This window comes from Arthrobacter sulfonylureivorans (genome assembly GCF_047607445.1).
Classification (GTDB): Bacteria; Actinomycetota; Actinomycetes; order Actinomycetales; family Micrococcaceae; genus Crystallibacter; species Crystallibacter sulfonylureivorans_A.
Window position 1 is genome coordinate 1 of the sequence record NZ_JBLKRT010000113.1, and the last position, 1,392, is coordinate 1,392.

Below are 1,392 nucleotides of genomic sequence, written 5' to 3' on the forward strand. Positions count from 1 at the left end.
TCCCTGAGACCAGTGATTCCAGACTACCTTAAAGTACCTAGGCGGCGGACGGGCCAGTAATGCTTAGGAATCTGCCTATTAGTGGGGGACAACATCTCGAAAGGGATGCTAATACCGCATACGTCCTACGGGAGAAAGCAGGGGATCTTCGGACCTTGCGCTAATAGATGAGCCTAAGTCGGATTAGCTAGTTGGTGGGGTAAAGGCCTACCAAGGCGACGATCTGTAGCGGGTCTGAGAGGATGATCCGCCACACTGGGACTGAGACACGGCCCAGACTCCTACGGGAGGCAGCAGTGGGGAATATTGGACAATGGGGGGAACCCTGATCCAGCCATGCCGCGTGTGTGAAGAAGGCCTTATGGTTGTAAAGCACTTTAAGCGAGGAGGAGGCTACTTTAGTTAATACCTAGAGATAGTGGACGTTACTCGCAGAATAAGCACCGGCTAACTCTGTGCCAGCAGCCGCGGTAATACAGAGGGTGCGAGCGTTAATCGGATTTACTGGGCGTAAAGCGTGCGTAGGCGGCTTATTAAGTCGGATGTGAAATCCCCGAGCTTAACTTGGGAATTGCATTCGATACTGGTGAGCTAGAGTATGGGAGAGGATGGTAGAATTCCAGGTGTAGCGGTGAAATGCGTAGAGATCTGGAGGAATACCGATGGCGAAGGCAGCCATCTGGCCTAATACTGACGCTGAGGTACGAAAGCATGGGGAGCAAACAGGATTAGATACCCTGGTAGTCCATGCCGTAAACGATGTCTACTAGCCGTTGGGGCCTTTGAGGCTTTAGTGGCGCAGCTAACGCGATAAGTAGACCGCCTGGGGAGTACGGTCGCAAGACTAAAACTCAAATGAATTGACGGGGGCCCGCACAAGCGGTGGAGCATGTGGTTTAATTCGATGCAACGCGAAGAACCTTACCTGGCCTTGACATACTAGAAACTTTCCAGAGATGGATTGGTGCCTTCGGGAATCTAGATACAGGTGCTGCATGGCTGTCGTCAGCTCGTGTCGTGAGATGTTGGGTTAAGTCCCGCAACGAGCGCAACCCTTTTCCTTACTTGCCAGCATTTCGATGGGAACTTTAAGGATACTGCCAGTGACAACTGGAGGAAGGCGGGACGACGTCAATCATCTGGCCCTTACGGCCGGGCTACCCCGGGCTACATGGTCGGACAAGGGTGCTACCAGCGAGGGAGGTAATTTCAAAAGCGATCGATTCGGATGGAGTTGCACCGACTCCTGAAGCGAATCCTAGAATCCGGATCAAATGCCCGGGGAAACTCCCGGGCTTTACCCCCCCCCTCCCCCGGATTGTGCCCAAGATTTTCTATCAAAAGGGGGTCCCGGGCCGTTGGGGGGGGAAAAAAAAAAAAGAAAAAGAAAAA

At 52.8% G+C, this 1,392-nt stretch carries 1 rRNA gene; it reads left to right on the forward strand.

Going from position 1 to position 1,392, the window contains the following annotated elements:
* Positions 1-1,338: ribosomal RNA gene (locus tag ACMX2H_RS19025) — 16S ribosomal RNA — on the forward strand; the annotation flags it as partial.
* Positions 1,339-1,392 lie beyond the last annotated feature (54 nt).